Raw genomic sequence first — 22,977 nt, 5'->3', positions numbered from 1 at the left:
CGCATCAATGGCTAAAATAACTCTCTCCAAACTGCGTCACAGCTATTACCCGAACCCGTCGACCCCTTCGGATTATGCGCTCAAGGAAATCGACCTCGACTGGAACGATGGCGGTGCCTATGCGCTGCTGGGGCCGTCGGGCTGTGGCAAATCCACCCTGCTGAACATCATTTCCGGCCTGCTAGTCCCGTCCGAGGGACGCATTCTGTTCGACGATAAAGACGTCACCGACCTGCCGCCAGACCAGCGCAACATCGCCCAGGTGTTCCAGTTCCCGGTGATCTACGACACCATGACGGTCTATGACAATCTGGCCTTCCCGCTGCGCAATCGTGGCCGCGACGAAGAGACGGTCAAAACCCGGGTCACGGCTATTGCCGAGATGCTGGAGCTGACCGATATGCTGGGCCAAAAGGCGGCAGGCCTGAGCCCGGACAACAAGCAAAAGATCTCGATGGGGCGCGGATTGGTGCGCGAGGACGTCAACGTGGTGATGTTCGATGAGCCGCTGACGGTGATCGACCCGCATCTGAAATGGAAGCTGCGCTCAAAACTGAAAGAGCTGCACCAGCGCATCAAGGCAACGATGATCTACGTCACCCACGACCAGACCGAGGCACTGACCTTTGCCGATCAGGTGGTGGTGATGCAGGACGGCGAAGTGGTGCAGATCGGCACCCCGGTCGAACTGTTTGAGCGCCCGGCCCACACCTTTGTCGGCCATTTCATCGGCTCACCCGGCATGAATGTGCTGCCCTGCAGCCTGCGTGACGGGCAGGCCTATTTCACCGACCAGCCGGTGGCGCTGGAAGGGGCGATTTCAGGCACCCCCAAGGGTCGCACCGAAATTGGCATCCGCCCCGAGTTTGTGACCCTCGCCAAAAGCGGCTTGCCGGCAACGGTGAGCAAGGTCTCGGACGTTGGCCGCCACACAGTGGTGGAATGTGACGCCGGCGGCTGCAAGATCCGCGCCATCATCAGCGGGACCGGCCCGGAAAAAGGCGCATCGGTGTTTCTCAACTTCCAACAAAACCAGACCCGGCTCTATGTCGACGGCTGGATAGCCACCCAATCGCAAGAGGCACAGTCATGAAAACCGTAAACCAGAAAGCCTGGTTCTTTGTGCTGCCGGTGCTGCTGCTGGTCGCCTTCAACGCGCTGATCCCGATGATGACCGTGGTCAATTATTCGGTACAGGAGACCTTTGGCAACAATCTGTTCCTGTGGGAAGGCCTGACATGGTTCGAGCAATTGCTGACCGAAGAGCGGTTCTACAAGGCGCTGGGGCGTCAGTTCATGTTCACCGGGCTGATCCTGGCGATCGAGGTGCCGCTGGGCATTGCCATTGCCCTGTCAATGCCACGTCAGGGCATCTGGGTGCCGGTCTGCCTGATCCTGATGGCGCTGCCGATGCTGATCCCGTGGAACGTGGTGGGGGCGATGTGGAACATCTTCACCCTGCCTGACATCGGCTTGCTGGGCTATTTCCTGAACAACGTGCTGGGTATCAACTATGATATGACGCAGGACCCGATTGCCGCCTGGGTGACGATCATCACCATGGACGTGTGGCACTGGACCTCGCTGGTGGTGCTGCTGGCCTATGCCGGATTGGTGTCGATCCCGGACGCCTATTATCAGGCCGCCAAGATCGACGGCGCCTCCAACTGGTCGGTGTTCCGCTTTATCCAGCTGCCCAAGATGAAACCGGTGCTGACCATCGCCATCCTGTTGCGCTTCATGGACAGTTTCAACATCTACACCGAACCGTTTGTGCTGACCGGAGGCGGCCCCGGCAACTCCACCACCCTGCTCTCCATTGATCTGGTGAAACGCGCCCTCGGGCAGTTTGACCTCGGCCCTGCCGCTGCGATGTCACTGATCTACTTTGCAATCACTCTCTTGGTTTCTTGGCTGTTCTATACGCTGATGACCAAAGACGACCTGAACTAAAGGAGACCGTGGAGATGAAAAAACGATCCATCGTCCCAATCATTTACATCCTGTTCCTGCTGCTGCCGATCTACTGGCTGGTGGCGATGAGCTTTAAGACCACAAACGAGATCCTCGGCGGCTTCTCGCTGTTCCCGCAGACCTTCACGCTGGAAAACTACCGGGTGATCTTTACCGATCCGACCTGGTACTGGGGCTATATCAACTCGATCTCTTATGTGACCCTGAACACGGTGATTTCGATCACCGTGGCGCTGCCGGCTGCCTATGCCTTTAGCCGCTACCGGTTCTTGGGCGACAAGCAGTTGTTCTTCTGGCTGCTGACCAACCGGATGGCACCGGCTGCGGTGTTTGCGCTGCCGTTCTTCCAGCTTTACTCAGCCGTGGGGTTGTTTGACACCTATCTGGCGGTGGCGCTGGCCCATTGCCTGTTCAACATCCCGCTGTCGGTTTGGATCCTCGAAGGCTTCATGGCCGGCGTGCCCAAAGAGCTGGACGAGACCGCCTATGTGGATGGCTATTCCTTCCCGCGGTTCTTTGTCACCATCTTCCTGCCCTCGATCAAAGCCGGGGTCGGCGTCGCCGCCTTCTTCTGCTTCATGTTCTCATGGGTGGAACTGCTGCTGGCCAAAACCCTGACCGCGGTGGCCGCCAAACCCATTGCCGCCATCATGACCAAAACCGCCTCAAGCGCGGGATATGAGCTGGGCCTGCTGGCGGCGGCGGGCACATTGACAATCATTCCGGGCGCAATCGTGATCTACTTTGTCCGCAACTATATCGCGAAGGGTTTCGCGATGGGGAGGGTGTAATGCTTTCATGGATGGCCTGGACCTGGCCCACAGCATTGGTCTTTATCGGTATCTTCTCGGCGATCGGCACGCTGATCATCCTCGAAATCCGCACCCCCGGCGGCGATGAACGCAAGGGAGTGCTGGGGCTGGTCACCACCCGTGGCGACCGGTTGTTCATCGCGCTGCTGGGCTCCAGCTATATATTCCTGGCCTGGCTGGGATTGTTTGGCACCCCGCTGTGGATACCGCTGCCAATGGCCATAGGCTGGGCCGTGTTCTGCTTTCGCAAGGTCTGACTTGCAGCGCGCGATCCGGGTCACCAATGACGCGGATCGCGCGCATATTTTGGCAACACGCGCCGCGGCAGGCGCAACATCTAAAAAATTAGTTTTCAAAATCATAGCCTTTGCCTAAGATGGCGAGACGCCAATAAACGGACCGGACACCAGACCCCATGCGAAAAAAGCAGGACAACTCGCTTCTGACCGAGGTTGAACTCGAATTCATGACCGTGGTCTGGGCAACCGGTGGCGGCACTGTGCGTGACCTTTTGGCCGAGCTGAACAAGCTGCAGGAACGGGCCTACACCTCGGTTGCAACCGTGCTCAAGATCATGGAACAAAAGGGCTTTCTGTCCAGCGAACGGTTGGATCGTTCACTGGTTTATCGCCCCGCTGTGCCCAAGGCAGAGTATCAAAAAACCACTCTCAAAAACCTTTCGAGCAAACTCTTCAACGATACCCCTGCAGCGCTGGTGGCGCGGCTGGTCGAGGACGAAGAGGTGACCAACGAAATGCTCGTGGAAATGCGGGCGCTGTTGACTGAAAGGCTGGGGGACAATGCAAGCTGATGCTCTGTTAAATGCCTATATCGATCTGAACCTGCTGCTGCTGGTTGGCGCCGGGATCTGGATCGGATTGCGACGATTGCTGACCCGTCATGGGCTTGGCAACGCCTTCTTGCCGCAGCTGAGGCTGCTCAACCGGCTGACCGTTTTGCTGGTTGCGGCGCCGCTGCTGGCGCTGGGGTTCACCACCTGGGTCATTCCGCACCCGCCGAACATCTCGGATATGCTGGTGTCGCAATTCCTGCAGGGCCACGTCAGCCTTAGTGCCACCCGCTTTGAGACCCTCATCGGCCTGCGCGAGGATCTGGTGCGCAGCCTGTTGACGCAACAGGCGGTCTGGGCCCGCGCATTGGTGCTGCTGTTTGCCATTGGCGCCGCGCTTTGCAGCCTGCATGTGATCACCTCTGTGCTGCGTCTGCGCGACTGCCTGCGCAGCGCCTTTCTGTGGAAGAAAATCGGCCGCGTTGAGCTGCTGATCAGCGATACCGCCTCGGTGGCCTATTCCACCCGCGGGCTGTTGCGCCTCTATGTGGTACTGCCCTCGGCGCTGCTGCATGACCCCCGCGATCTGCGGCTGACCATCGCCCATGAGTTGCAGCATTTCCGCCAGCGCGATATCGAATGCGAGTTTCTGCTGGAAATGCTGCGGCCGCTGCTGTTCTGGAACCCGGCCTATTTCCTGTGGCGCAGCGAAGTCCGCGTCCTGCGGGAATATGCCTGTGATCAGGCGCTGATGGCGCGGCCTCAGTTTGACGCCCGCGCCTATTGCGAATGCCTGATCCGCGCCTGTGCCATGGCGGCACAGGACCGGGTGTTGTTTCGCCGCCGCAGCCCCGCCGTCGCCCTGGTGGACCGCCGCGAGACCCGGCGCAGCGCCACCCTGGAGCAGCGCATTCTGGCGGTGACGGCCAAGGCCTCTCAGTCTGACCATCGGCTCAGCTGGGCGCTGCTGTCGGGCCTGCTGGTCGGCGCCGTGCTGGCCACCACGCTGCTGATGCAACGGCCCAGCGACTGGAGCCATGACCGGCTGATGCTGTCCACCATCGTCAATCTGGAACGCATGGCCAACCGCAATTCCTCCAGCAGTGACCCGGTGCAAAGCTTCGGCCTGGCGACCTTCGACTAACCGCCCCGACAGCTATAAACCTGACAGCCACAAGCCAGACAGCCCAAGAAAGACCCGAGCCCATGAGCCGTATTGATGCGCACCAACATTTCTGGTCTGTGGCCCGCGACGACTATGGATGGCTCACCCCTGAGCTGGAAACGCTCTATCGCGATTTCCTGCCAGCTGATCTTGCCCCGGAGCTGGAGCGCCATCAAATCGCCGCCACCATTCTGGTGCAGGCCGCCCCCAGTGTTGCCGAAACCCGGTTCATGCTATCGCTGGCCGACGATCACAGCTTTATCAAGGGCGTGGTGGGCTGGGTTGATTTCGAGCACCCCGGTGCGGCGCAGCAAATCTCTGAGCTGGCCGAACATGCCGCCCTGGTGGGCCTGCGGCCGATGATACAGGATATTGCCGACCCGGACTGGATGCTGCGACCCGACCTGACGCCCGCCTTTCAGGCGCTGATCGCCCAAGGTCTGACTTTTGATGCGCTGACCCTGCCGCCACATCTGCCCAATCTGATCCAGCTGCTGCAGCGCCACCCGGATATGCGGGTGGTGATCAACCATGGCTCCAAACCGCTGATCCGCGATGGGCTGATCCAGCCCTGGGCGGAAAACATGGCAGCTCTGGCGCGCGACACACAGGCCTACTGCAAGCTCTCGGGGCTGGTGACCGAGGCAAACGCCGACTGGACCACCGAGGATCTGAAACCCTATGTGGATCACCTGCTGAGCTGTTTTGGTCCTGATCGACTGATCTGGGGCAGCGACTGGCCAGTTTGCCTGCTCGCCAGCAGCTACGAGCATTGGATGGAAACCACCGACAGTTTGTTGTCGGGTCTCTCCGCCAGTGAACGCGATGCCATTTTGGGTGAAAATGCTGCCCGCGCCTATAGCCTGCGCGACTGATAGGCCCGGACTATTACCTGCCGAAAATGGCGGCTTAGGCCTTTTTGGCCAGACGTTGTTCCAGCACCTCAAACGGCACTCCGGGGTCGTCCTTGGCACCACGGATCACCAATGAGGTCTTGACCGAGGCCACATTGGGTGTGGTCAGCAAGCCACCGGTCAGAAAGTTCTGAAAGGTGCTCAGATCCGGCGCCACGCATTTCAGGATGAAATCCACCTCGCCGTTCAGCATGTGGCACTCCCGCACCAGAGGCCAGCTGCGGCATTTTGCTTCAAAGGCGCTCAGCTCCACCTCGGCCTGGCTTTCCAGCCCCACCATGGCAAACACCTGCACCTCGAATCCCAGCTCGCGGGCGTTCACCTCAGCATGGTAGCCGCGGATAAAGCCGGCCTCCTCGAGGGTGCGCACCCGGCGCAGACAGGGCGGTGCCGAGATGCCCACCCGTTTGGCCAGCTCCACATTGGTCATGCGCCCATCGGCTTGCAGCTCCGAAAGTATCTTGCGATCAATCGGGTCCAGGCGTGTCGTGACCATGTTCAGCTCTCCCTCAAATGAGGGTTTCTTATAGCACCGCTGGCAAGCCGCGCAATTATATTTCGTGTTAGCGCAATTATATTTGCCTGATGGCATTATCCCCCTGTGTCACCGCAGTTTGACCAATCCGCGCCCTTCCGGGGGTTTAAGAGATAACCCGGGGCGGCTATATGAGTTGCCAACCGGCGGCTTACCCGCTTTGCCATCAAATTTGGGGATACATCGATGACTGACACGCGCCACACCAAGGTTCTGATCATTGGCTCGGGACCTGCGGGATACACCGCCGGCGTCTATGCCAGCCGCGCCATGCTGGAACCAATCCTGGTTCAGGGCATTGAACCCGGCGGCCAGTTGACCACCACCACCGAGGTCGAGAACTATCCCGGCTTCACCGAGGTGCAGGGCCCGGACCTGATGGTCAAGATGCAGGACCACGCGCAGGCAATGGGCTGTGAGATCATCGGTGACATCATCACTGAACTGGACACCAGCAAACGCCCCTTCACCGCCAAGGGCGACAGCGGCACGGTCTATACTGCAGACGCGGTCATTCTGGCCACTGGTGCGCGCGCCAAATGGCTGGGGCTGGAGTCTGAGGAGAAGTTCAAGGGCTTTGGCGTCTCGGCCTGCGCCACCTGCGACGGGTTCTTTTACCGGGGTCAGGAGATCGTGGTGATCGGCGGCGGCAACACCGCGGTTGAGGAAGCACTGTTCCTGACCAAGTTCGCCTCCAAAGTCACGCTGATCCACCGCCGCGACGAGTTGCGCGCCGAAAAGATCCTGATCGACCGGCTGATGAAAAACGACAAGATCGTGCCGCTGTGGTTCAACACTCTGGAAGAGGTGATCGGCACCGAGGACCCACTGGGGGTTGAGGGGGTCGTCGTCAAAAACGTCAAGACCGGCGAGATCACCGAGATCCCCTGCAAGGGTGTCTTTGTCGCCATCGGCCATGCCCCGGCCAGCGAGCTGGTCAAGGACTCGCTGGAGACCCATGCGGGCGGCTATGTGGTGACCAAACCGGGCAGCACCGAAACCAGCATCCCCGGCGTGTTTGCCGCCGGGGATCTGACCGACCACATCTATCGCCAGGCGGTGACCTCGGCCGGTATGGGCTGCATGGCGGCGCTGGACGCGGAACGGTTCCTGGCTGAACAGGACGACTGATTGCCCCCTGCCCCCTAGAACAAGTGACCCAGCCGACCGGGCTTCCTCCCGGTCGGCTGAAACTGACAAGACGGCTCTGACCCGTGGCGCCGCGCCGGCTCTGCTGTGGGTCTTGGGGAAAAATCTTGACCTGAACCGCAACATCCAGCACCCTGACCGGATCAACCGGAAAGATAGGTCCATTGGCGCAGGCAATCTGGCAGGGCAATCTGGTTCAGCGCAGCCGAACCGTGAGCGGGATTTTCCTGCTGGTCTATGCATTCTTCCATTTCCTGAACATCGCGGCCGGTCTTGTCTCCCCTGATTTTATGATTCAGGTGCAGGAGGCGCGCGCACTGGCCACCGGCCACCCTCCCGGTCAGATCCTGCTGTTTGGCGCGCTGTTGCTGCACGGTGGGCTTGCCCTTTGGCAGGTCGCCAGCCGCCGTACCCTGCGGATGACGGTGGCCCAGGCGGTGCAGCTGTTCTTTGGCCTGGCGATCCCGCTGCAGCTGATCCAGCACGTCGTTTTCACCAACTACGCCGACCGGGTCTTTGACGTCGAAGACCAGATGTCTTCGGTGATCCTGTTGCTGTGGAACTCGCCGGAGATCTGGCACCAGTACCTGCTGCTGCTGGTGGTCTGGGTGCATGGCTGCATCGGCATGCACATGTGGCTGCGGATCACCTACTGGTGGCGCCCGATTGCACCCTATCTGATCGGCGTGGCGGTACTGGTGCCCACATTGGCGCTGGCCGGGCTGATCACCGAAGGCCGCAGGATGTGGGCTATCTATCTGGTGCCCGGCAATGCCGAGGCCATCCAGGAAGATTTTAACTGGCCCGACCTGACTGAATTGGCGCATCTGACCCGGGTATATGAGATCAGCCTCTGGGTGTTTTTCGCCCTGTTGGGGATGGCCATCAGCGCCTTCTATATACGCCGGTTTGCCCGCAAGCGGCAATCGGTCAGGATTCACTACGTAAACGGCCCCGACATAACCGTCGAGCGCGGCTTGACGCTGCTGGAAATCTCGCAGCTCAACGGCGTTCCCCACACCTCGCTGTGCGGCGGCAAGGGGCGCTGCACCACCTGTCGGGTCGCCGTCACCAAAGGTGGCGACAGCCTGCCCGCTGCCAGCCCAGCCGAGGCACGCGCGCTGCGGGCGGTAAAAGCACCCGGGGATGTCCGCCTGGCCTGCCAGATCTACCCGACCGCGGCGCTGACGGTGAAACGAGTCTATCGGCCCAAGGGGCGACGCCGGGTCCATTCGGCGCAGGGCGAGGAGAAGACCATCGCGGTGCTGTTCCTCGACATCCGCGGCTTCACCGCCCGCTCGGCCGATCTGCTGCCCTATGATGTGGTCTTTCTGCTGAACCGGTTCTTTGACGCCGTGGTGCCCGAGATCACCCGCGCCGGCGGCACGGTGGACAAATACATGGGCGACGGGCTGCTGGCCCTGTTCGAGATGGACAGCTCCGCCGCCTCATCCAGGGCCGCCATAGAAGCCGTCAGCGACATCGGCGTCGCGCTGGCCCGTTTCAACAGGCTACTGGCCTCAGAGGGGGATGAGCCGGTGCGGATCGGCATGGGCCTGCACACTGGCACCGTTGTGCTGGGTGAAATCGGCACCACCAGCAATGCGCCACGCACCCTCATTGGTGCCACCGTCAACACCGCCAGCCGCCTTGAGGCCAAGACCAAGGATCTTGGCGTCGAACTGCTGATATCCGAACAGGTGGTGCAGACCGCGGGCCTCATGGCTGCGACGGCAAAATTCCACACCTTCGAGCTGCGCGGAGTCGAGCAACCGCTCAACGCGCTGCCGGTGCAACAGGCCTCGGCTCTGGTCATGCTGCTATCGGCGCCGCCAGAGCCAGTGGACACGGTTACAATTCTGTCTGAACAGGTGTAAAAGACACGGATGTTTTCCTTAGCAACTGAGATCAGGCCGGAAACATTCCCGTCTGACACCAATTCGGCACATTCCATCCTTATTCCGCCCATACGCTAGACTTTAGTCACCTCTCCGGGGTATTTCGCCCCAGAAAACCACCGCGATCAAGCCAAATCCAGGACAACCCCCTGTGCAAGTGATGAGAGATTTCACATGAAAATGAATAGTAATCTGGCCCCCATTCCAGAACTTTATGTTTCCTACGACTCGGCCCAGAAGTTGAAGTCCGAAGCGGGCAACCTCAAAAGCCACGACCTGTCTCCACGCCAGATCTGCGATCTGGAATTGCTGATGAATGGTGGGTTCAACCCCCTGAAGGGCTTCCTGTCCGAGGCCGATTACAACGGCGTTGTCGACAATATGCGGCTGGCAGATGGTCAGCTCTGGCCGATGCCGATCACCCTGGACGTTTCCGAAGATTTCGCCGCATCGCTGAAAGATGGCGAAGACATCGCCCTGCGCGATCAGGAAGGCGTCATTCTGGCGACCATGACCGTCACCGATAACTGGCAGCCAAACAAGGCGCATGAGGCCGAGAAGGTGTTTGGCGCTGACGACGACGCCCACCCGGCGGTCAACTACCTGCACAATCAGGCGGGCAAGATCTACCTTGGTGGCCCGGTCATCGGCATCCAGCAGCCGGTGCACTATGACTTCCGCGCCCGCCGCGACACCCCAAACGAGCTGCGCGCCTATTTCCGCAAACTGGGCTGGCGCAAGATCGTGGCGTTCCAGACCCGCAATCCGCTGCACCGCGCCCACCAGGAGCTGACCTTCCGCGCCGCCCGCGAGGCGCAGGCCAACCTGCTGATCCACCCGATTGTCGGCATGACCAAACCCGGTGACGTCGATCACTTTACCCGGGTGCGCTGCTACGAGGCGGTGCTGGACAAATACCCGGCCGCCACCACCAGCATGAGCCTGCTGAACCTGGCGATGCGGATGGCTGGCCCGCGTGAGGCGGTCTGGCACGGGTTGATCCGCGCCAATCACGGCTGCACCCACTTCATCGTTGGCCGCGACCACGCCGGCCCCGGCAAGAACTCAGCCGGTGACGACTTCTATGGCGCCTATGACGCCCAGGATATGTACCGCGAGAACCAGTCTGAAATCGGCTGTGAAATGGTTGATTTCAAACATATGGTCTATGTGCAGGAACGCGCCCAGTACGAGCCCAACGACACCATCGAAGATCGTGATAACGTCACCATCCTGAACATCTCGGGCACCGAACTGCGCCGCCGTCTGGCTGAGGGTCTTGAGATCCCCGAGTGGTTCTCGTTCCCTGAGGTGGTCACAGAGCTGCGCCGCACCAAGCCCGCCCGCTCCAAGCAGGGGTTCACCGTGTTCTTCACCGGCCTGTCCGGCTCTGGCAAGTCCACCATCGCCAACGCGCTGATGGTCAAGCTGATGGAAATGGGCGGTCGCCCGGTGACGCTGCTGGATGGCGACGTGGTGCGTAAAAACCTGTCCTCGGAACTCGGGTTCAGCAAAGAGCACCGTGACCTGAACATCCGCCGCATCGGCTATGTTGCCTCCGAGATCACCAAGAACGGCGGCATCGCCATCTGCGCACCAATCGCGCCTTATACCACCACCCGGCGTCTGGTTCGCGAAGACATCGAAGCCTTTGGTGCCTTTGTCGAAGTGCATGTGGCCACCACATTGGAAGAATGCGAACGTCGCGACCGCAAGGGACTGTATGCGCTGGCGCGCGCTGGCAAGATCAAAGAGTTCACCGGTATTTCCGATCCCTATGAGATGCCGACCAAGCCGGAGCTGTCGGTGGAAACCGAAAACGTCGAGGTCGACAACTGCGCCCATCAGGTGCTGCTGAAACTGGAAAGCATGGGTCTGATCTCAGGCTGATTTACGCCTGCGATCTGCCCCTACAACGGCCCGCCCAACAGGTGGGCCGTTATCGTTTAAAGACCTATGTTTGCGCCAGCCCCGGCGGATTTGCCCGGCAGCGGCTGCACGCCTCAGGCCAAGGGGTTTCGAACTGGTTTTCCAACCTCGAAATCATAGCCAAACAAATCAAAATCACGCGCATAAAGAGCCTCGACGCGCCGCTTTGAATCCGCCGAATAATAGGTCCGGTAATCCTTACGTTTCGTCGCATTGACCCGAGGCAGCGCTCCCTCATGTGGAATATTTAGAAATCCGCAAAGCTGCGCAAATCCATTGTCCAGCTCTTCTTGAAAAAGAAGACGGTCAACCTGCAAATCGCCCGCGCGGTTCACCAGCCATGTGGTTTGATTGCGCGGCAATATTCTGTCTTTTTTCTCCAGATAAGACAGGAAATCCGAAAAGCTCCAACTCTGTGCGTCCCTATGGCGACGGCCATGAGTATTGGACTGCGTGAACACATAGCTGGACACCGCATGATCATAGGGATTGCGCACGATGGCAAATTTGTGAAGCCTCTGAAACAGCGCAGGATCCAGTTTGGATTTGAATACCGCCGATGTGGAATGTCCACGAATATAGGCTTTCTCGGGGTTCTCTTTCACCGGAAGCCACGAAACCGCACGCCGCAGCAAGGTTCTGTTGCGGCTCACACAATAGGGTCGCAAAGCTGCGTGTACAGTGCTGCCGGCAGTTTTTGGGATATGCACAAACAAAAAGTTTTTGCTCAGGGAAATCGGCATCGGCGCAAGCCCTCTTTATCGGCAATGGAAGAATTAAGTCAATTTTTTCAGATTACTATCAGATAAACCGCCTTGGTCAATGGGCCGCCACAGAGAGCCAACCCGGGCCCTGTGGCCACCCTGGGATTGAGACAACAGCACCGGAAATACCCCTTTGAACTGCAGCACGGCAGGACATCACAAATAAGCGCGGGGTGCTGTTCGGGCCAATGCATAATGTTCCCTTTGCAGCGGCAAAGGAAGACGCCGAAATCGCGAGCTGACAGCTGGGGTCTGCCGCTGTTTTCCACCACCTCGGCGCTGAAATCAGCGGCGCCCTGCGATGTCCCTCGTTATCGAAACATCGCAGGGATGAGGGCGGGCGGCTGCAACATTCGCCATCTCCCAGCGTTAAAACGCAATTGGGAAATCTTGGCGGAGGATCGAAAATACATTACGATAGGAAACAGCTCCCCTGACCTCAGGTAGAGGACTGTGAATGCCCATTTACAAAAAGAACGGCAAGGCTGTTCTGTTCGTTCATATCCCCAAATCTGCGGGGACAACTGTTGATCACATATTCCTGTCCAACGGCTGGCAGGTTACCTTTCAGGATGGTGGTGGCCGCGCCGATACAATCCTGCGCCATCTGAAATGCTCCTTTCAGCATTTTCACGCCACCCTGCTGACACAAATGATCAATCCAAACAGTTTCGATGCGGTGTTTACCATTCTTCGCGATCCCATATCCCGGCTGCAGAGCGAATATCGCTGGCGTATGGAACATGGATCCGGGCCGCAGATGGAGTTCAACGCCTGGGTCACCCGGATGTTTCGCGCCTATTACAGGAACCGCTTTGTGCTGGACAACCACATCCGCCCGCAGCGCCAGTTCATCTTGCCCGGGGCGCAGATTACCGCCTTGGAGAATGGTCTGGAGCACACCATCTCGGGCCTGTCGGCGCGGCTTGGAGAACAGCTTCAATACGATCCGAACAGCCGCCGAAACACCTCAAAACGGGGCGCCGCCGAAATCTCCACCTCAGCCATGACCGCCTGGCTCATTCGCCGGTTCTATGCCCGCGACTTTGCCTTGCACCGCCGGGCACTGGGTCGCTAGGGACAGCCGCGAACAGGGGAAATCCAGCCGAACCAATTGGATCAGTGGACCGGAACCGGCACATAATCGTTCTGACGCGCCAGCACAAAGGCCATGTGGCGCTCGGCAACCACGGCCAGTTGCTTGCCCTCGGCGTCGTGCAACGCATAAAGATGGCTGCGCCCCTTGCCACCCTTCTGCATCTCTTCGGGCAGATCGGCGACATCGACGGTTTTCACATAGGCTGCGCGCGATTGAGACTCGCTGTGTTCACGTGTTCGCTGCATCATTCGCTCTTTCTGATGTTGATGGTCTGCACCACGGTTTCCGGACGTGAGCGGGTCAGGTCCACATGCAGCAGGCCGTTCTCTATGATGGCATCGCCAACTTCGACACCATCGGCCAGCACAAACATGCGCTGGAATTGCCGCGCCGCAATTCCCCGGTGCAAAAACACCCGTTCTTCGCTGTCTTCGCCCTGGCGGCCACGGATCACCAATTGGCGGTCCTCGATGGTGATGGCCAGATCACCCTCGGCAAACCCGGCCACGGCCAGGGTAATGCGATAAGAAAAATCGGATGTTTGTTCGATGTTATAAGGCGGATAGCCCTCGTTGCCCGACTTGGCCGAGCGTTCGAGCAGGCGTTCCAGTTGCTCGAATCCCAGCATATGTGGGTAAGAGCCCAGAGTGAGTTTTGACACGTATTTCGTCCTTCAAAGCGTAAGCGACGGTGAGAGCAGACCCCAAGGTGGCAGCCTGCGCAGTGAATATGGGAAGAAACTATCATTTTAACAAGAGCAAGACCTACAGGGTCTAGGCGAAAACATCGTAAACGCCTATCCTGCGCCAAGGTCTTTTCCACTTCAGTCGAGTCGCCAATGAACGCCCCCACCGATATTTCCATGAAAACTGATGACGTGCTGAAGGTTGAACTCGAAGTGTTCCGCCGCCAGCACCGCGATCTGGACGAGGCAATACATGCCTTGCAGGACAAGGGCACCGGTGATCAGCTGACCATCCGCCGCCTGAAAAAGCAAAAGCTGTGGCTCAAGGATATCATCGCCATGATCGAGGACCGGCTGATGCCGGATATTATTGCCTGAGGCATCCGGCGCAGGGCTTACAGGGTCTGGGCCTATTGGGTCTGGCCGAAGAATGCGCCAGAATGCTCCACACCACTGACTGATTTTTCCAGTGAATAGTCGTCCCATTTTCAGCGCTTGTCAGAACGGCATCTAATGATTGAAACGCTTTCAGACCTCTACATAAATTTCTTTGGCGCATCGGTTGCCGTGGCCCCGGAATTTCTGCTCCTGTCAATACTGGCCGCCTGGATCATCTACCGCTTGCGCAGGCAGACAAACGGCTTCTGGACATGGTTGCTGCCAAAAGAGATCTATACGCATGAGTCTCACTGGCTTGATCTGAAACTCTTTGCGATTGGCCGGCTGGCCGCCTTCAGCGGGTTCTTTGGCCGGATCTCCCTGCTCACGGTCTCAGCCTATGGCAGCTCGCAGATCTTTTCCGATGGCCTGCTCGGCTCGAACCCTCCCAGTCCCATCGTATTGGCCCTGATACTGTGGATCGTGTCCGATTGCGCAGCCTATTGGATTCACCGCATCCACCACAGTCAGCGGGTTCTGTGGTCGCTGCATGCGGTTCACCACAGCGCCCAGGTGATGTCGCCGTTCACCGCCTACAGACAACATCCACTTGGCTATCTCATCACCGTGCCCCTCCACTCCGTTCTGATCGGGGTCGCTCAGGGCCTGCTGATTGGTCCGCTGGCGCCAGAGACCGCAATTGCGCAAATCGCTGGGGTCAATGCCTTTATCGTCCTGGCCAATATTGCGATGGCGAACTTTCACCACTCTCACATCTGGATCAGCTTTGGACCCCTGTTAGAGCGGATCATCATATCGCCGGCCCAGCACCAGATTCACCACAGTGACCAGTCGGCGCATTACAACAAGAACTATGGTCAAACTCTGGCCCTGTGGGACTGGATGTTTGGGACGTTGTTTGTGATCCGGCGCAAAGAGCAGCTGAGCTTTGGTCTGGGCGATATGGAAACAAAAAAAATGGGCGACCACCGTTTGGTGGCCACCCTTTTATACCCGTTTCGCAGCCAATTTCGCCGCTTTGGGAAATCCGGGTCTACCCCGGAATAGTCTTTTGGTATTGATCAGAACTTGAGCTCAGAACTTGAGCACGGTGAAATTGCCCGAGGTACTGCTGCCGTTGCGGGTGACTGTCGCGCCAGAAGACGCAGTGGAGCCGGTGGTAATCCATGCAATCAAACCAATAAGCGCGACGCTGATCAGCGCCTTTTCACCATTGCTGGGGCCACTTGATGTCGGTGCAGTAACCGTTCCAGCAGCAGCTGGCGCAACGCTGGCCAGGGTCAAGCTGGCGGCAACAGCGGCAGCTGTGAAAAATCTTGGTAGGCTCATATAATATATTCCTAGAAACGTCTGAGTGTTACGGGAAAACTCTTTCGAGTTGCCGCATAAATAGTGAAGCCCTTTTTTAGGTCGTGACGAGATCATAAATCAAGAGTGTTGACGTGTCGTTATGAACCGCCTTCCCCTTTTAAGTGTCGCCGGTTTTTCATGTCAGATTGCTGCTGGCTGAATTTGCCGGCGCTCCTAATGCCGCCCCAATGCCGCATTGCGCCGGCCTGTGTTTTCCCTATAGTGCCCGCTTCTCTTTCACCCCGGCGGAGGCATCCCGCGCACCGCAGTAAGACAAGGGACGAGGCACATATGGCCGACATCAAAGTGGGTATCATCATGGGCAGCCAGTCGGACTGGCCCACCATGAAAGAAGCCGCCAATATTCTCGACGAGCTGGGCGTGGCCTATGAGGCCAAGATCGTCTCGGCCCACCGCACCCCCGACCGGTTGTGGAGCTATGGCAAATCCGCCGCCGACCGGGGCTTGCAGGTGATTATCGCAGGGGCTGGTGGCGCCGCGCATCTGCCCGGTATGGTGGCCTCAAAAACCCGCATTCCCGTGGTTGGCGTGCCGGTGCAGACCCGGGCGCTGTCCGGCGTCGACTCGCTCTATTCCATCGTACAGATGCCCAAGGGCTTTCCGGTTGCCACCATGGCCATCGGCGCTGCCGGGGCTGCCAATGCAGGTCTGATGGCGGCTGGCATTCTGGCGCTGCAGGACGCTGCCCTAGCTGACCGCCTGACCGCCTGGCGCGACGCCCTGTCGGCCTCTATCCCCGAGGAGCCAGTGGATGACTGATGCCCTGAAACTCGGTGCCACCATTGGCATTCTTGGCGGTGGCCAGTTGGGCCGGATGCTGTCGGTTGCCGCATCACGGCTTGGCTTTGTCTGCCATATCTATGAACCCGGTGCCAATCCGCCCGCCGGTCAGGTGGCCGATCGTGTCACCACCGCAGGCTACGATGACGTCGAGGCCCTTACGGCCTTTGCCGCCTCGGTAGATGTGATCACCTATGAGTTCGAGAACATCCCCACCGAGGCGCTGGACATTCTCGAACGCCAATGCCCGATCCGTCCCGGCCGCGAGGCGCTGCGGATCAGTCAGGACCGGCTGACCGAGAAGAATTTCCTGCAAGGTCTGGGGCTCAACACGGCGCCTTTTGCCGATATCAGTGATCAGGCCAGTCTGGATGCCGCACTGGCAGAGATCGGTGCGCCCGCGATCCTGAAAACCCGCCGCTTTGGCTATGACGGCAAGGGGCAGGCGCGGATCAAGACACTCAACGATGCGCCACAGGCGCTGGCGGATATGAGTGGCGCCCCGGCGCTGCTTGAGGGCTTTATCACCTTCAGCCACGAAATATCGGTGATTGCCGCGCGCGGCTTGCAGGGCGATGTCGCCTGCTATGATCCGGGTGAGAACGTCCATACCGATGGTATTCTGGACACCACAACCGTGCCAGCCAAGCTAAGCGGCAGTCAGCGCATGGATGCGGTTCTGCTGGCCGGGCGGATCCTGAACGAGTTGGATTATGTCGGTGTTCTGGGGGTTGAGCTGTTTGTGACGCCCGCCGGTCTGGTGGTCAATGAAATCGCCCCGCGGGTTCATAACTCAGGCCACTGGACTCAGAACGGTTGCAGCGTCGATCAGTTCGAACAGCACATCCGTGCGGTGGTCGGCTGGCCTTTGGGCGACGGTCAACGGCACAGTGACGTGGTGATGGAAAACCTGATCGGCGACGATATGGACCGGCTGCCGGAGCTGGCGAAAGAGGCCGATTGTGCCCTTCACCTATACGGCAAGGCCGTGACCAAACCGGGCCGCAAGATGGGCCATGTGAACCGCATCATCCGCAAAAAGGGCTGATGATCGCCAGAGCCGGTGCCCGCAACACCCGCCAACCGGCGGGTGTTGCGGGCACCGGCCACAGCTGAGGGCTCTCAGCCAAACAGATTAGTCCGCTTCCTCTGTCTCGCCGATCGCATCATCCCCGCGACCGCAGCCCAGCCCCTTGCAGGCCTCCTCGATAACGCCCAGTACCGAACCGATCCAACTCATCGTTTCGTCGAAGCGGCCAAATTCGATAAAATGCAGCACCTGCACGATGACCTTGGAGTTGTTCATCATGAAGGTATGGGTGACCGGAAGCGTCAGATGCTCGGTCATGCCCTCGACCATAGTCGAGCGGACCGAAACCTTGCCATCATCCGGCCCCTCAATCAGCTTGGAGAACACCGGGTTGATTGAATTTTCACCGGCGATCACCCCTAGGGGGAAATCCACCGCAGGCAGCTGTTGCGGCACCCCATCCGGGCCGGTGCCCAACTGCATCCCCGCCGGGCCGTTCAGCAGACCAAACACCTCCCAGTCGCCCAGTTCATCCACCAGTTCACTGCCGTGATTGGGCGGACCCAGCATGACCGCGCGGCCCATGTTGCCGGGGTGGTTGTCCTGCAGCCAATAGCGCAGCAGGATGCCGCCCATGGAATGGGTGACAAAATGCACAGGCCCGTCACCGCAATCTGCCACCGCTTTTGGCAGGGTCAGATCTGCCAGCGCCGGGATCGGCAGATCGGTCGAGGGGTAGCCGGGCACCACCACCCGGTAGCCGCGCGCCTTGAACACCTGCTCCATCACCGCAAATGAGGCCTCGCTGCGCGCCAGCCCGTGCAGCAGGATCACACAGTCCCCAGGACCGGTACCGGTACCGGCACGGGCCGGTGACAGCGGCAGCAGCAAGGTGATGGCCAGCAGGCCGGATCTGAAATCTATCATACTGTACAAATAATCCTAAACTGGCCCCTGGGAAACCCCAGTGAACCCCTGTGAAACCCTGTGAAACCCCAGTGCCCCCCCTGTTCAGCCTGCGGGCCGCGGTGCCCGCGTGATAACCAGCGCGATGCCGCCCAGCACCGCCAGCGTCCCGATCAGTAATTGCACCGACAGGCTCTCTCCCAATCCGATCGCCCCGACCAATATGGCAATCACCGGCACGCTCAGCTGCACCGTGGCCGCCACTGCCGGTTGCAACTGCGGCAGCACCCGGTACCACAGCGCATACCCCAGCCCCGAGGTCACCGCCCCCGACACAATCGCCAGGCCTGCGCCAGTAACAGATATCGCCAGCGGCTCGGCCAGCCACCAGGTCAGGGGCAGCAGCATCACACTTGCCCAGATGAAATTCTGCGTTGTGGCCGCCAGCGGCGATTTCACCTGCCGCCCCAGCAGACTGTATATCGCCCAGCCCAGACCCGCCGCCGCCATGAAGGCCGCGCCGCTCAGAGGCACCTGCACCGTTCCTGTCGGCCACAGCACATAGGCCAGCCCCCCAAAGGCCAGCAGCGCCCCCAGAGCCTGCGCCGGCGCCACCACCGCCCCCCGCAGCGCGCCCCAGCCAAACATGGTGATCTGCACAACGCCAAACAGGATCAGCGCCCCCAGCCCGGCGTCCAGATTGCGATAGGCCAGCGAGAAGCCAATCATATACAGCGCCAGCGCGCCCCCGCCAAACAGGCTCATCCGGGGCGATTGCGACAGGCTTTGCCGGCGCCAGTGACACAGGCCCAGCAACATCACCACCCCGGCTACCAGCCGGATCTGCGCAAAACCCATGGCGCTGATATCCCCCGATCCAACCGCCAATCGGTTCAATATGGAATTGCCGGCAAAGGCCAGCATGACCACCCCTGTCAAAAATATAAGCCGCATATTCGACCCTCGCTATAGGCCTGTTAAGTCTGGCCAAGGTGTTCAGAATACGTAACTTGGTAACACCTGGGCCGCAGGTATAACAGCAATCATCGAACCCCGAACACCCATGCTACTACCCCCAGATCGCGACAAAAAGGGCCGCCCCAAGGCGACCCCAATTGTCAAATCCAATGCGGTAAACCGCGCGGCGGCCGGTCGTTTATCACCGGCAATCCGATATCTTTGCGCATATGGTCGCTCATCGGCGGCGACAGCATGGCCACCGGAGTCTTGCGCACCATCAGATGTCGCAGCAAGGCGCTCAGCACCTGCCACTTGCCAAAGTCGGCGGTGATTTGCAGTAACGCGGTATTCAGATCCGCAAACGGCGATCTGGATTCAAGTCGTGTCATGATGTTTAGCCCCTGCATAAAACACAGGGCTCCTTGGGTTGAGTTGAGATTTGGTTGGGCAGAGAGCAGACGGCAGATAGCCGCGGCTCAGGCCCAATTCAGGCCCGGTCAGGCTTCAGATGTGAAGAGACGTGTTGCCGGTAAGGCAGGATCAGCAGGTTCGCTGGGCCTGCGTTATGACCCATCGGCCAGCAAAGCGAAGACGAGAACATGTTGCAATATGGATCATGAGACGCCTCCTGTGGCTATGGGTTGAACACAAGGACGCGGATAGCAGAAAAGGCATCACAACCATAGGGGGAAAATAACTGAGGGTGAAAAATGTTGCCCATGCGCAACAGGCGCCCGCGACAATGGGCCGACGTAAATGCACCATCCCAGTTGCTTTTGGTGTCTATTCCCTGACCTGAAATTTCTTCTTTGTAAAAATACTCTCGCCGAAGGCAGCCCGGCCTGGCGGGCTCAAACAAAAATGGGGCCGCCCGAAGGCGACCCCAATTCATCCGGTAGGATGGCGTGATTTACCCGCCCAGCAGGCCTGCCAAAAGGAAGGCCGCCTGTCGGGCTTCATAAGTCCAGAGGACTTGTGATTACATCATGCCGCCCATGCCGCCCATGCCGCCCATGTCAGGCATGCCGCCACCGGCGCCCTCTTTGGATGGCTTGTCAGCGATCATTGCTTCGGTGGTGATCAGCAGACCAGCAATCGAAGCCGCATCTTCCAGAGCGGTGCGAACCACTTTGGCCGGATCGATCACGCCGAATGCGAACATGTCGCCATATTCTTCGGTCTGAGCGTTGAAGCCAAAGGTGACATCGTCGCTCTCGCGCACTTTGCCAGCCACAACCGCACCGTCAACACCAGCATTTTCGGCGATCTGACGCAGCGGAGCTTCCAGAGCTTTGCGCACGATGACGATACCTGCGTTCTGGTCAGCATTGGCGCCTTCCAGACCGATCAGACCTTTGCCAGCCTGAACCAGAGCAACACCACCACCAACGATGACGCCTTCTTGCACAGCAGCGCGAGTCGCGTTCAGTGCATCGTCAACGCGGTCTTTACGCTCTTTGACTTCCACTTCGGTCATGCCACCAACGCGGATAACAGCAACACCGCCGGCCAGTTTGGCAACGCGCTCTTGCAGCTTCTCTTTGTCGTAATCCGACGAAGTTTCTTCGATCTGGGTGCGGATCTGAGCAACACGTGCTTCGATCTCAGCTTTTTCGCCAGCACCGTCGATGATAGTGGTCTCATCTTTGGTGATTTCGATCTTCTTGGCAGTGCCCAGCATGTCCATGGTGACGGACTCAAGCTTCATGCCCAGATCTTCGGAGATCACCTGACCACCGGTCAGAATGGCGATGTCCTGCAGCATGGCTTTGCGGCGATCGCCGAAACCAGGTGCTTTGACAGCCGCAATCTTCAGGCCGCCGCGCAGTTTGTTGACAACCAGAGTTGCCAGCGCTTCGCCTTCGATGTCTTCAGCAATGATCAGCAGCGGCTTCTGGCTCTGGATCACCTGCTCGAGCAGTGGCACCATCGACTGCAGCGACGACAGTTTCTTTTCGTGCAGCAGGATCATGCAGTCTTCGAGGTCTGCAATCATCTTGTCAGGATTGGTGACAAAGTAAGGCGACAGGTAGCCGCGGTCGAACTGCATGCCTTCGACAACATCGGTCTCTGTTTCCAGGCCTTTGTTCTCTTCGACGGTGATAACACCTTCGTTACCAACCTTCTGCATCGCATCCGCAATCTGCTGACCAATGGCGGCTTCGCCGTTGGCAGAGATGGTGCCGACCTGAGCAACTTCAGCGGTGTCTTTAACTTCACGTGACGCCGCTTTGATCGCTGCAACAACGTTGGAAGTTGCCAGATCGATGCCGCGCTTCAGATCCATTGGGTTCAGGCCAGCAGCAACCTGCTTCAGACCTTCGCGAACAATCGCCTGGGCCAGAACGGTGGCAGTGGTGGTGCCGTCGCCAGCTTCGTCGTTGGTGCGCGACGCAACTTCTTTGAGCATCTGAGCGCCCATGTTTTCGAACTTGTCTTCCAGTTCGATTTCTTTGGCAACGGTCACACCATCTTTGGTGATGCGCGGTGCGCCAAAGGATTTGTCGATAACCACGTTACGGCCTTTGGGGCCCAGGGTTACTTTGACAGCGTCAGCCAGAATGTTGACGCCGGCCAACATACGGTTGCGGGCATCGGTGTCGAATTTGACGTCCTTAGCAGCCATGTTTTATTCTCCTCGAGAAAATCTGTGTTTGTGAGCGATAGTGGGATCAGAGACGCCGGGTGGCTTACTCGATGATACCCATGATGTCGCTTTCTTTCATCATCAGCAGCTCTTCGCCGTCGACGGTGACTTCGGTGCCGGACCATTTGCCGAACAGGATCGTGTCGCCTGCTTTTACCGACATGTCGATCAGCTCACCGCTGTCCTTGCGAGCGCCTTCGCCGATTGCGACGACTTGGCCTTCGCTTGGCTTTTCCTTGGCGGATTCAGGAATGATCAGTCCACCAGAAGTTTTTTCGTCACTTTCAGTGCGACGAACCAGAACGCGGTCGTGAAGCGGTTTCAATGCCATCTTTGCAGCTCCTTTAAAGGATCAAAGGTTATAATTCCAAGACACCCTACGCCGTGGCAGGGGCCGTTATCACTCACATCAAGTGAGTGCTAACGAGGGATAGCTAGGCAGTGCATAGGCAGGTGTCAACATCACCCGCGCAGTTTTTTCAGACCTTTGCCTGCTGCCAGCTGTAAGCCCAGTGCTTCAAGCCGTCCGAGCCCTGCGGCGCCAGCGCATAAACGCCGATCGAGACCTTCTCGAACCAGCCATAATGGTTATCGCGCATTAAACCTGTGGCCGCGGCAACGCCGGTGGCTGATGCCACGTCCCGCCCCCTCGCCGGGCTGTTTTCGGCCAGATAGGCAGCGCAGCGCAGGGCGTCCTGCCGGTAACCGGTGACAATGCCATGCCGGGTGGCGCCGCCGGCATTGGGGTCGCCCTGAAGGCGGTCGAACTCGCGCAGCAGCCGCGTCTGTTTCTTCTTGGACTTGCGCGGCGCATAGGGGCCGGGATCGCAGTGCACCTCGGCGCGGCCATCACCCAGCACGGTGATCAGCCCCAGCCCCAGCCGGCGGCACATCGCCAGATTGTCCTTGAGCATCCGCCGCGCCTGTTTGCCCGTAGGCTTGGGCACCGCGATATAGACCATATCTGTAATCGCCATACGGGTGATTGCCTGATGGAACAGCGACAGCGAAAACCGCAGCTTCAACTCGACCACCACCACCGGGTCATCGCCGCGCCGCGCCACCACATCGGCAGCCCCTACCTCGCCCTTGACGGTATAGCCCTGACGTTCCAGCAGTGCCTTGACCGGCGGGTAAAGTTGATCTTCGCGATTCATCCGCCGACCTTAT

At 59.1% G+C, this 22,977-nt stretch carries 26 protein-coding genes; 15 read left to right on the top strand and 11 right to left on the bottom strand.

The window, feature by feature from the left end; genetic code table 11:
* Positions 1 to 7 precede the first annotated feature (7 nt).
* The 7 genes from QPJ95_RS12250 to QPJ95_RS12220 all read left to right on the top strand — a co-directional run bounded on the left by QPJ95_RS12250 (position 8) and on the right by QPJ95_RS12220 (position 5,616).
* Entirely contained in the window at positions 8 to 1,093 is a 1,086-nt protein-coding gene (locus QPJ95_RS12250) for an ABC transporter ATP-binding protein (RefSeq protein WP_270917959.1), read from the top strand.
* Positions 1,090 to 1,953, top strand: coding sequence for a carbohydrate ABC transporter permease (locus QPJ95_RS12245; RefSeq protein WP_270917960.1), 864 nt, complete (start codon positions 1,090 to 1,092; stop codon positions 1,951 to 1,953). The genes QPJ95_RS12250 and QPJ95_RS12245 overlap by 4 nt, the downstream gene beginning before the upstream one ends.
* A 14-nt stretch (positions 1,954 to 1,967) precedes the next feature.
* A complete protein-coding gene (locus tag QPJ95_RS12240) occupies positions 1,968 to 2,765 on the top strand; it encodes a carbohydrate ABC transporter permease (RefSeq protein ID WP_270917961.1) in 798 nt (265 codons plus the stop codon).
* Positions 2,765 to 3,043, top strand: coding sequence for a DUF2160 domain-containing protein (locus QPJ95_RS12235; protein ID WP_270917962.1), 279 nt, complete (start codon positions 2,765 to 2,767; stop codon positions 3,041 to 3,043). Before QPJ95_RS12240 ends, QPJ95_RS12235 begins: the two co-directional genes overlap by 1 nt.
* Before the next feature lie 158 nt (positions 3,044 to 3,201).
* Positions 3,202 to 3,597: a BlaI/MecI/CopY family transcriptional regulator gene (locus tag QPJ95_RS12230; protein WP_270917963.1), complete on the top strand. Its 396-nt coding sequence runs from the start codon at positions 3,202 to 3,204 to the stop codon at positions 3,595 to 3,597.
* Positions 3,587 to 4,720 (top strand): M56 family metallopeptidase, encoded by a 1,134-nt coding sequence (locus QPJ95_RS12225; protein WP_270917964.1) that lies wholly within the window; start codon positions 3,587 to 3,589, stop codon positions 4,718 to 4,720. Before QPJ95_RS12230 ends, QPJ95_RS12225 begins: the two co-directional genes overlap by 11 nt.
* Positions 4,721 to 4,782: 62 nt before the next feature.
* Positions 4,783 to 5,616 carry an amidohydrolase family protein gene (locus QPJ95_RS12220; RefSeq protein ID WP_270917965.1) on the top strand — a complete coding sequence of 278 codons (834 nt, stop codon included), beginning with the start codon at positions 4,783 to 4,785 and terminating at the stop codon, positions 5,614 to 5,616.
* A gap of 34 nt (positions 5,617 to 5,650) precedes the next feature.
* Here the strand turns inward: QPJ95_RS12220 and QPJ95_RS12215 are convergent, their stop codons facing one another.
* Positions 5,651 to 6,151, bottom strand: a complete 501-nt coding sequence (locus QPJ95_RS12215) for an Lrp/AsnC family transcriptional regulator (RefSeq protein WP_270917966.1) — start codon at positions 6,149 to 6,151, stop codon at positions 5,651 to 5,653.
* 225 nt (positions 6,152 to 6,376) lie between these two features.
* Here QPJ95_RS12215 and trxB point away from each other — a divergent pair, with 225 nt between their 5' ends.
* From trxB to QPJ95_RS12200, 3 genes are all read left to right on the top strand, one after another.
* Positions 6,377 to 7,321 (top strand): thioredoxin-disulfide reductase, encoded by a 945-nt coding sequence (trxB, locus tag QPJ95_RS12210; RefSeq protein ID WP_270917967.1) that lies wholly within the window; start codon positions 6,377 to 6,379, stop codon positions 7,319 to 7,321.
* A gap of 182 nt (positions 7,322 to 7,503) precedes the next feature.
* A complete protein-coding gene (locus tag QPJ95_RS12205; RefSeq protein ID WP_270917968.1) occupies positions 7,504 to 9,216 on the top strand; it encodes an adenylate/guanylate cyclase domain-containing protein in 1,713 nt (570 codons plus the stop codon).
* Positions 9,217 to 9,411: 195 nt separating this feature from the next.
* Positions 9,412 to 11,127, top strand: a complete 1,716-nt coding sequence (locus tag QPJ95_RS12200; protein ID WP_270917969.1) for a bifunctional sulfate adenylyltransferase/adenylylsulfate kinase — start codon at positions 9,412 to 9,414, stop codon at positions 11,125 to 11,127.
* Positions 11,128 to 11,240: 113 nt separating this feature from the next.
* Here QPJ95_RS12200 and QPJ95_RS12195 read toward each other — a convergent pair whose 3' ends face one another.
* A complete protein-coding gene (locus tag QPJ95_RS12195; protein ID WP_270917970.1) occupies positions 11,241 to 11,909 on the bottom strand; it encodes a sulfotransferase family 2 domain-containing protein in 669 nt (222 codons plus the stop codon).
* 478 nt (positions 11,910 to 12,387) lie between these two features.
* On the opposite strand from QPJ95_RS12195, the gene QPJ95_RS12190 reads away from it, so the two are divergent.
* On the top strand, positions 12,388 to 13,008 hold the full coding sequence (locus tag QPJ95_RS12190; RefSeq protein WP_270917971.1) for a sulfotransferase family 2 domain-containing protein: 621 nt from the start codon (positions 12,388 to 12,390) through the stop codon (positions 13,006 to 13,008).
* A 41-nt stretch (positions 13,009 to 13,049) separates the two neighbouring features.
* Here QPJ95_RS12190 and QPJ95_RS12185 read toward each other — a convergent pair whose 3' ends face one another.
* Positions 13,050 to 13,274: a DUF1150 family protein gene (locus QPJ95_RS12185; RefSeq protein WP_270917972.1), complete on the bottom strand. Its 225-nt coding sequence runs from the start codon at positions 13,272 to 13,274 to the stop codon at positions 13,050 to 13,052.
* The gene (locus QPJ95_RS12180) at positions 13,274 to 13,690 is read right to left on the bottom strand and encodes an Hsp20 family protein (protein WP_270917973.1); all 417 of its coding nucleotides are present in this window, start codon (positions 13,688 to 13,690) and stop codon (positions 13,274 to 13,276) included. Before QPJ95_RS12180 ends, QPJ95_RS12185 begins: the two co-directional genes overlap by 1 nt.
* A gap of 177 nt (positions 13,691 to 13,867) precedes the next feature.
* On the opposite strand from QPJ95_RS12180, the gene QPJ95_RS12175 reads away from it, so the two are divergent.
* A complete protein-coding gene (locus QPJ95_RS12175; RefSeq protein ID WP_270917974.1) occupies positions 13,868 to 14,092 on the top strand; it encodes a YdcH family protein in 225 nt (74 codons plus the stop codon).
* A gap of 135 nt (positions 14,093 to 14,227) precedes the next feature.
* Positions 14,228 to 15,160 carry a sterol desaturase family protein gene (locus tag QPJ95_RS12170; RefSeq protein ID WP_270917975.1) on the top strand — a complete coding sequence of 311 codons (933 nt, stop codon included), beginning with the start codon at positions 14,228 to 14,230 and terminating at the stop codon, positions 15,158 to 15,160.
* Positions 15,161 to 15,187: 27 nt separating this feature from the next.
* On the opposite strand, the gene QPJ95_RS12165 is transcribed toward QPJ95_RS12170, so the two are convergent.
* Complete coding sequence (locus QPJ95_RS12165) at positions 15,188 to 15,442, bottom strand: hypothetical protein (protein WP_270917976.1); 255 nt, start codon at positions 15,440 to 15,442, stop codon at positions 15,188 to 15,190.
* A gap of 312 nt (positions 15,443 to 15,754) precedes the next feature.
* Between QPJ95_RS12165 and purE the strand changes: the two genes are divergently transcribed.
* Together purE and QPJ95_RS12155 are read left to right on the top strand one after the other, a co-directional pair.
* Positions 15,755 to 16,243 carry a 5-(carboxyamino)imidazole ribonucleotide mutase gene (gene purE, locus QPJ95_RS12160; protein WP_270917977.1) on the top strand — a complete coding sequence of 163 codons (489 nt, stop codon included), beginning with the start codon at positions 15,755 to 15,757 and terminating at the stop codon, positions 16,241 to 16,243.
* Positions 16,236 to 17,312: a 5-(carboxyamino)imidazole ribonucleotide synthase gene (locus tag QPJ95_RS12155; RefSeq protein WP_270917978.1), complete on the top strand. Its 1,077-nt coding sequence runs from the start codon at positions 16,236 to 16,238 to the stop codon at positions 17,310 to 17,312. The genes purE and QPJ95_RS12155 overlap by 8 nt, the downstream gene beginning before the upstream one ends.
* A gap of 87 nt (positions 17,313 to 17,399) precedes the next feature.
* Here the strand turns inward: QPJ95_RS12155 and QPJ95_RS12150 are convergent, their stop codons facing one another.
* The 6 genes from QPJ95_RS12150 to QPJ95_RS12125 form a co-directional block, all read right to left on the bottom strand.
* Positions 17,400 to 18,221, bottom strand: coding sequence for an esterase/lipase family protein (locus tag QPJ95_RS12150; RefSeq protein ID WP_270917979.1), 822 nt, complete (start codon positions 18,219 to 18,221; stop codon positions 17,400 to 17,402).
* Positions 18,222 to 18,305: 84 nt separating this feature from the next.
* Positions 18,306 to 19,154, bottom strand: a complete 849-nt coding sequence (locus QPJ95_RS12145; protein WP_270917980.1) for a DMT family transporter — start codon at positions 19,152 to 19,154, stop codon at positions 18,306 to 18,308.
* Positions 19,155 to 19,318: 164 nt separating this feature from the next.
* A complete protein-coding gene (locus QPJ95_RS12140; RefSeq protein ID WP_270917981.1) occupies positions 19,319 to 19,549 on the bottom strand; it encodes a hypothetical protein in 231 nt (76 codons plus the stop codon).
* A gap of 590 nt (positions 19,550 to 20,139) precedes the next feature.
* Positions 20,140 to 21,786, bottom strand: a complete 1,647-nt coding sequence (gene groL / locus QPJ95_RS12135; protein ID WP_270917982.1) for a chaperonin GroEL — start codon at positions 21,784 to 21,786, stop codon at positions 20,140 to 20,142.
* Between the two features lie 64 nt (positions 21,787 to 21,850).
* The gene (locus tag QPJ95_RS12130) at positions 21,851 to 22,138 is read right to left on the bottom strand and encodes a co-chaperone GroES (RefSeq protein WP_270917983.1); all 288 of its coding nucleotides are present in this window, start codon (positions 22,136 to 22,138) and stop codon (positions 21,851 to 21,853) included.
* A 148-nt stretch (positions 22,139 to 22,286) separates the two neighbouring features.
* Complete coding sequence (locus tag QPJ95_RS12125; protein WP_270917984.1) at positions 22,287 to 22,964, bottom strand: DUF2161 domain-containing phosphodiesterase; 678 nt, start codon at positions 22,962 to 22,964, stop codon at positions 22,287 to 22,289.
* Positions 22,965 to 22,977 lie beyond the last annotated feature (13 nt).

Source organism: Parasedimentitalea psychrophila (assembly GCF_030285785.1).
Classification (GTDB): Bacteria; Pseudomonadota; Alphaproteobacteria; order Rhodobacterales; family Rhodobacteraceae; genus Parasedimentitalea; species Parasedimentitalea psychrophila.
This window is presented reverse-complemented; position numbering and strand designations above follow the sequence as displayed.

Bases quoted from the DNA above. Each gene is read 5' to 3' on its own strand.
- QPJ95_RS12250 (WP_270917959.1), top strand. From the start codon at position 8: ATGGCTAAAATAACTCTCTCCAAACTGCGTCACAGCTATTACCCGAAC.
- QPJ95_RS12245 (WP_270917960.1), top strand. From the start codon at position 1,090: ATGAAAACCGTAAACCAGAAAGCCTGGTTCTTTGTGCTGCCGGTGCTG.
- QPJ95_RS12240 (WP_270917961.1), top strand. From the start codon at position 1,968: ATGAAAAAACGATCCATCGTCCCAATCATTTACATCCTGTTCCTGCTG.
- QPJ95_RS12235 (WP_270917962.1), top strand. From the start codon at position 2,765: ATGCTTTCATGGATGGCCTGGACCTGGCCCACAGCATTGGTCTTTATC.
- QPJ95_RS12230 (WP_270917963.1), top strand. From the start codon at position 3,202: ATGCGAAAAAAGCAGGACAACTCGCTTCTGACCGAGGTTGAACTCGAA.
- QPJ95_RS12225 (WP_270917964.1), top strand. From the start codon at position 3,587: ATGCAAGCTGATGCTCTGTTAAATGCCTATATCGATCTGAACCTGCTG.
- QPJ95_RS12220 (WP_270917965.1), top strand. From the start codon at position 4,783: ATGAGCCGTATTGATGCGCACCAACATTTCTGGTCTGTGGCCCGCGAC.
- QPJ95_RS12215 (WP_270917966.1), bottom strand. From the start codon at position 6,151: ATGGTCACGACACGCCTGGACCCGATTGATCGCAAGATACTTTCGGAG.
- trxB (WP_270917967.1), top strand. From the start codon at position 6,377: ATGACTGACACGCGCCACACCAAGGTTCTGATCATTGGCTCGGGACCT.
- QPJ95_RS12200 (WP_270917969.1), top strand. From the start codon at position 9,412: ATGAAAATGAATAGTAATCTGGCCCCCATTCCAGAACTTTATGTTTCC.
- QPJ95_RS12195 (WP_270917970.1), bottom strand. From the start codon at position 11,909: ATGCCGATTTCCCTGAGCAAAAACTTTTTGTTTGTGCATATCCCAAAA.
- QPJ95_RS12190 (WP_270917971.1), top strand. From the start codon at position 12,388: ATGCCCATTTACAAAAAGAACGGCAAGGCTGTTCTGTTCGTTCATATC.
- QPJ95_RS12185 (WP_270917972.1), bottom strand. From the start codon at position 13,274: ATGCAGCGAACACGTGAACACAGCGAGTCTCAATCGCGCGCAGCCTAT.
- QPJ95_RS12175 (WP_270917974.1), top strand. From the start codon at position 13,868: ATGAACGCCCCCACCGATATTTCCATGAAAACTGATGACGTGCTGAAG.
- QPJ95_RS12170 (WP_270917975.1), top strand. From the start codon at position 14,228: ATGATTGAAACGCTTTCAGACCTCTACATAAATTTCTTTGGCGCATCG.
- QPJ95_RS12165 (WP_270917976.1), bottom strand. From the start codon at position 15,442: ATGAGCCTACCAAGATTTTTCACAGCTGCCGCTGTTGCCGCCAGCTTG.
- purE (WP_270917977.1), top strand. From the start codon at position 15,755: ATGGCCGACATCAAAGTGGGTATCATCATGGGCAGCCAGTCGGACTGG.
- QPJ95_RS12155 (WP_270917978.1), top strand. From the start codon at position 16,236: ATGACTGATGCCCTGAAACTCGGTGCCACCATTGGCATTCTTGGCGGT.
- QPJ95_RS12150 (WP_270917979.1), bottom strand. From the start codon at position 18,221: ATGATAGATTTCAGATCCGGCCTGCTGGCCATCACCTTGCTGCTGCCG.
- QPJ95_RS12145 (WP_270917980.1), bottom strand. From the start codon at position 19,154: ATGCGGCTTATATTTTTGACAGGGGTGGTCATGCTGGCCTTTGCCGGC.
- QPJ95_RS12140 (WP_270917981.1), bottom strand. From the start codon at position 19,549: ATGACACGACTTGAATCCAGATCGCCGTTTGCGGATCTGAATACCGCG.
- groL (WP_270917982.1), bottom strand. From the start codon at position 21,786: ATGGCTGCTAAGGACGTCAAATTCGACACCGATGCCCGCAACCGTATG.
- QPJ95_RS12130 (WP_270917983.1), bottom strand. From the start codon at position 22,138: ATGGCATTGAAACCGCTTCACGACCGCGTTCTGGTTCGTCGCACTGAA.
- QPJ95_RS12125 (WP_270917984.1), bottom strand. From the start codon at position 22,964: ATGAATCGCGAAGATCAACTTTACCCGCCGGTCAAGGCACTGCTGGAA.